This window comes from Idiomarina sp. UBA4206, from assembly GCF_002383015.1.
In the GTDB taxonomy this organism is placed as follows: domain Bacteria; phylum Pseudomonadota; class Gammaproteobacteria; order Enterobacterales; family Alteromonadaceae; genus Idiomarina; species Idiomarina abyssalis.
On sequence record NZ_DFTS01000065.1, the window covers coordinates 1 to 5,758 of the forward strand.

The 5,758-nt window shown below is 48.9% G+C and carries 5 protein-coding genes; 2 read left to right on the forward strand and 3 right to left on the reverse strand.

All coding sequences use genetic code 11. From position 1 onward, the window contains the following. Positions 1–427, reverse strand: a 427-nt coding sequence (locus B3180_RS13170; RefSeq protein WP_286845009.1) for an NnrS family protein, incomplete at its 3' end; no start/stop codon positions are given. A 308-nt stretch (positions 428–735) separates the two neighbouring features. On the opposite strand from B3180_RS13170, the gene B3180_RS13175 reads away from it, so the two are divergent. Continuing rightward, positions 736–3,405 carry a nitrate/nitrite transporter gene (locus B3180_RS13175; protein ID WP_278358604.1) on the forward strand — a complete coding sequence of 890 codons (2,670 nt, stop codon included), beginning with the start codon at positions 736–738 and terminating at the stop codon, positions 3,403–3,405. 25 nt (positions 3,406–3,430) lie between these two features. Then, positions 3,431–4,462: a tellurite resistance/C4-dicarboxylate transporter family protein gene (locus B3180_RS13180; RefSeq protein ID WP_278358603.1), complete on the forward strand. Its 1,032-nt coding sequence runs from the start codon at positions 3,431–3,433 to the stop codon at positions 4,460–4,462. On the opposite strand, the gene mog is transcribed toward B3180_RS13180, so the two are convergent. Both mog and B3180_RS13190 read right to left on the reverse strand, forming a co-directional pair. Further along, on the reverse strand, positions 4,463–5,002 hold the full coding sequence (gene mog, locus B3180_RS13185) for a molybdopterin adenylyltransferase (protein WP_273021842.1): 540 nt from the start codon (positions 5,000–5,002) through the stop codon (positions 4,463–4,465). Positions 5,003–5,035: 33 nt separating this feature from the next. Beyond that, positions 5,036–5,758, reverse strand: a 723-nt coding sequence (locus B3180_RS13190) for a U32 family peptidase (protein WP_286845011.1), incomplete at its 5' end; no start/stop codon positions are given.

Here is a 5,758-nt window from a genome sequence, read left to right on the forward strand (position 1 = left end):
GATTCACCTTGAGCACCATGCGCCCGAACAAAAATGCAGCAACAGGTAAAAGGCTGACATCGACAGCCGCAACCAGCCACCAGGGCAACTCATTCCCAAACAAAAGACCCAGCCGCGCTGCTGCCCATAATACCGTCAGAATAAGCAAGGTATTGCCGTGAGGTGCTCTAAGCCCCGTCCAGTTCTGCACCGCGGTTAACAAGAAACCAAGCACAATAGCGATAACAAAGCCGAACATCATTTCATGGGAGTGCCAGAACATGATGTTGCCATACACGGGCAAATCGACCTTTCCACCAAGTGCCAGCCCCCACAACAGCATAGCGATGGCGCTAAACCCTGCTCCCAGCAGGAACAGCGGTCGAAATGCCTGGCGCAGAATTGGAATTAACTGCTCTTCTTTTTGTTTGTCTGTGATCTGCATCATTGTCACCGCTTAATTTTTAAAGGTACATTTGTAATATATCTTTTATTTATCGGAAAATCGACTGCTTACTCGCGAAAATAAGTTAGTACCCCTTAGTTGATTTCGTTTCTTTATGGCAAGTAAAAATTACCCATTAAGGGGTAGCCTCCTCGCTTTTAACAGGCTTTCCCAAGACACTTGAAACTACCCTTAAAGTAGCATTACCAGAACCTACCGCTTCGTCCTAGTCTTTTGATACTAAAGCATTTTATTGCAGTTAACAGTAAAGTTTAGCCATCTGACTTAATGGATCTAACTGGAGGTCTTTCATGAACCAACCCCTGTCAGTCACAGGTGGTCAACGCAACAGAGCGCTCGCTATTTCAACGCTGGCGTTCACGCTTTGTTTTGCGGTCTGGACCATCTTTTCAATCATCGGCATTCAGATAAAAGCCGATTTCAACTTAACTGACACTCAGTTGGGCTTACTGATGGCAACCCCGGTATTAACGGGTTCTATCAGCCGTATGTTCCTGGGTATCTGGACCGACCGGTATGGTGGTCGCAAAGTCTTCAGTATTCTCATGTTACTGACCGCAGCCTGTGTCTATTTGCTCACCTTTGCTAACAGCTACATTATGTTGTTGATTGCCGCATTAGGTGTTGGCCTGGCCGGTGGTTCATTCATTGTTGGTGTCACCTATACGGCGGCCTGGTTTAACGATGTAAAAGAAAAGCAAGGCACCGCACTAGGCATTTTCGGAGCCGGTAATGTTGGCTCGGCGGTAACTAATTTTGGAGCTCCGTTTCTGCTAATAGCCCTTGGTTGGCAGGGTACAGCGCAAATTTATGCAACGGTACTGGCTATTGCCGGTGTTGTTTTTCTTTTCCTCGCAAAAGACGATCCGCTAAAAGAAACTCGTCAGGAACTTCAGCAAAAAGGTTTTTGGGAGCAGCTGTCGCCCCTTGGTGATCTTCGTGTCTGGCGCTTCTCGCTTTACTACTTCTTTGTTTTTGGTGCTTTTGTCGCGTTAGCCTTATGGTTGCCGCACTACCTTATTGGTGTTTACGAGCTGGATATAAAAACGGCCGGTATGATAGCGGCACTTTACACTATCCCTGCTTCGTTGTTTCGTATTCTGGGCGGTTGGATGTCTGACAAATACGGGGCTCGTCGAGTCATGTACTGGACATTCATTGCATCGGTAATTTGTACTTTCTTACTGAGTTATCCCAGCACCGAATACGCGGTTAAAGGGGTAAACCAGACTTATAACTTCCATTTCGAAATCACTTTACTTGGCTTTGTTTTCCTTACTTTTGCACTAGGCTTCTTTATGTCGCTGGGTAAAGCCGCTGTATTCAAGCATATTCCGGTTTATTACCCGAAAAGCGTTGGTGCTGTTGGTGGTGTGGTCGGTATGATTGGTGGTTTAGGTGGCTTCTTGCTGCCATTAACCTTCGGCATGCTGAACGATGTGATTGGTGTATGGCAGAGCAGCTTTATGCTGTTATTCGTTATTGCTGCAGCCGCACTCGCGTGGATGCATTTTGCTATTCTTCGCGCAGAGCGTGTTGAGTATCGCGAAGACCGCGAAGAACGCGACCTGCCCGAGCTGTCCACTCCGAACTCTATGGTGCTGGATGACTGGCGTCCGGAAGATAAAACCTTCTGGGAAGAAAAAGGCAAACGCATTGCCACCCGTAACCTGTGGATTTCCATACCCAACCTGTTCTTGGCGTTCGCAGTCTGGACTATCTGGAGTATTCTGGTGGTCAAAATGCCGGCTCTCGGCTTCCCTTACAGCCAAAACGAACTGTTCTGGTTAGCGGCACTGCCAGCATTGTCGGGTGCGACCTTACGGATCTTCTATAGCTTCATGGTGCCGATATTTGGTGGCCGTCGCTGGACAGCAATATCCACAGCGTCCTTACTACTGCCGTGTATTTGGATTGGCTTCGCCGTCCAAAATACCGATACGCCATACATGATCATGCTGATTCTTGCATTGTTGTGCGGCTTTGGTGGCGGTAACTTCTCGTCCAGTATGTCCAACATCAGCTTTTTCTATCCACAGAAGGAAAAAGGCGGTGCCTTGGGCATGAATGCTGGTCTGGGTAACCTGGGTGTGTCGGGTATGCAGTTACTGGCGCCGCTGGTTATCGCTGCCAGTGTGTTTGGCGGTATGGGAGGTGACCCACTGGTGATCCAGGAAGGTGCGAATGCGGGTCAGGAAGTCTGGCTGCAAAACGCTGCGTTCTTGTGGGTTCCTTTAATTGTTATTGGCTCTGTCGCAGCCTGGTTTGGTATGAACGACATTTCCTCAGCGAAAGCTTCGTTCAGTGATCAAGCCGTTATCTTCAAACGCAGTCATAATTGGATCATGTGTATCCTTTATTTGGGAACGTTCGGAAGCTTTATCGGCTTCGCTGCTGGCTTCCCTCTGTTATCCGGTATGCTGTTCCCTGAAGTTGACCCAACCGCTTACGCTTTCCTTGGTCCGCTAGTCGGTGCTTTGGCTCGTCCCGTCGGTGGTATCGTCGCTGACAAACTAGGCGGTGCAAGGGTAACCTTCTGGAACTTCCTGCTGATGATTGTCGGCGTAGCGGGTGTTATGTACTTCCTGCCAATAGCGGGTACTGAAGGCAACTTCTGGGGATTCTTCGCTGCCTTTATGGTGCTGTTTATTGCAACGGGTATTGGCAACGGCTCCACTTTCCGTATGGTTCCGGTCATTTTCCTGAACCAGCGCAAACGCGAACTGGGCGATACCGACGAAGCCATTAAGCAGGGCAATAAAGAATCGGCTGCGGTTATTGGTTTTATCTCGGCATTCGCAGCCTACGGCGGCTTCTTTATCCCGAAAGCTTATGGTTCATCCATTAGTCTGACAGGAAGCGTATCCGCTGCCTTAGTGAGCTTTATTGTCTTCTACGCTATATGTAGCGTGATAACCTGGTGGTTCTACTCTCGTAAAAACGCACCAGACCCCTGCTAAACCGTCTGGGCTCAGGTATAAAACTATGAGTCTAATGAGTAAAGCAAAAGAGCTGTCACCAGCCTACTTTGGGCTGGTGATGGCAACAGGAATCATCGCCATTGCTGCCCACCAACAGCAATGGCCTTTTATTGCCCGGGCCCTGTTTTCCATCTCCTGTGTTAGCTGGGTTATTCTTACTTTTCTTTATAGCTACCGCGCTTTGCGGTTTACCAAAGCATTCACTGAAGATTTAATCAGCCACAGTAAAGGGCCCGCGTTTTTCACTTCAGTGGCAGGTACAGGGCTTATTGGCAGTCAGCTGATGGTTTTGTACAGCCATTACTGGCTCGCTTTCGTAGCCTGGGTTATTGCGCTGGTACTCTGGCTGCTGCTTACCTATACCGTATTTACCGCGTTAACCATACGTCGTAATAAGCCAACACTGGATAAAGGTATTAGTGGAGCCTGGCTGCTGGCAGTTGTTGCTACCCAGGCGGTGGCCGTATTAAGCGCTTACCTGGCCACGCAGACATCCCAGCCGTGGAAACTGGAGCTTAATTTTCTGGCACTGTCCATGTGGTTATGGGGAGGCATGCTTTATATCTGGATGATGTCGCTAATTTTTTATCGATATACGTTTTTCCAGTTTGTGCCTGGTGACTTAGCACCTCCGTACTGGATAAACATGGGAGCAATGGCCATATCAACTCTGGCGGGCTCCTTGCTGGTTATTAACTCGCCGAATGCTCCCTTTCTGCAAAGCCTGGTGCCTTTCATAAAAGGTTTTACCATCTTCTATTGGGCCACAGGAAGCTGGTGGATCCCCATGCTGTTAATTCTGGGTGTATGGCGGCATGTTGTCCGGCGTTTCCCGTTTGCGTACGACCCGCTTTACTGGGGTGCCGTGTTTCCGCTGGGCATGTATTCAGCCTGTACCTATGTCATGCTGCAGGCGATGGAATTTTCCTTCCTGGACGCATTACCCACAGCCTTCTTTTACATTGCACTGCTGGCTTGGGGAGTCACTTTTATTGGGTTATGCCGAAGCCTGTTACGGCTCCGGCAGCAGAAGTAACTACTTACTTTTGGGACGAAAGGGCTTAATGAGCGATTCATCGCACTCAAGGTAAGGCCCATCCATAAGATCAATGCAATACGGCACGGCCGGAAATACAGCGTCCAGACATTGCCGAATGGCCTTAGGTTTACCCGGTAAGTTAATAATCAATGACGAGCCTCTGAGCCCTGCTGTTTGCCGCGACAAAATGGCGGTAGGAACGTACTTTAAAGACTCCTGTCGCATTAATTCACCAAAGCCCGGCATCATCCGGTCGCAAACGGCCTCTGTCGCTTCAGGTGTGACATCGCGTTTGGCCGGGCCGGTTCCGCCGGTGGTTACGACCAGACAGCACCCTTCTTTATCCACTAACTCTTTAATGGTGGACTCGATAAGAGGCTGCTCATCGGCTATAACCCGGTACTCTGCCTGCCACGGTGACGTTAAATAGTCGCTTAGTGTGTCTTTTATCGCCTGCCCGGAAATGTCTTCATACACTCCGGCGCTGGCCCTGTCACTAACGGTTAGTACACCAATTCGAGCTATTTTCTCTGACATAGTTATCCTTTTCGCTATAAATGCTTTGTTCCGTTACGCCGTTGCCAAACCCGCAAGCTGTAACCAATAGCCGTTACTTTCTTTACTATTTAGTTTTACGGGTTGCTCACCATCGACATTGTTACGGAAACGCCCTAGCCAGTCAAAAGTCCCTTCCGGCTGCGGGCTTATGCGTACAATATCAACCAGATCTTTCATACTGGGTAATTGATTTATAAGATTATAGCGGGTACCCGATTGCGTCTGAATGCCATTAAGCACAAACACCTGCTGCCCTTCCTGGCTTTTAACTTCGCGGCCTTCCGGATACTTTATGCAACACAGTTCGCACTGATCCTTCGGGCGGTTTTCTGACCGCGCAGTAAAGCAGCGTCCAGACCAGGCCAGTGGCATATGACCGAAAGAAAACACCTCCACCTCAAAACAGTCTCTCACCGTATTAATCAGGTTTTGCTGTAAAATATCCTGCAGCCAGTCACGCGAGAGTTCAAAAGGCGCAACCCAACGCGTCATGCCCATATCAATTAAGCGGCGCAGGCTCTGATGATTATAAATATTAATAGCCGGCCCGGCGGTAAAGTTAAGCCCCTGTTCCTGCAATATACCAATGGCGCTGACATCATTAGCTTCAACATCAAATTCACCATTGTCACAATACTTACCCAGCTCTCTTAATTCAGCAGGTGCCTCTAGTAAGGTCATGGTCGACAGCGTCACTTTCTTACCCGCTTCTCTTAGCATGTGCGCTATTGTCAC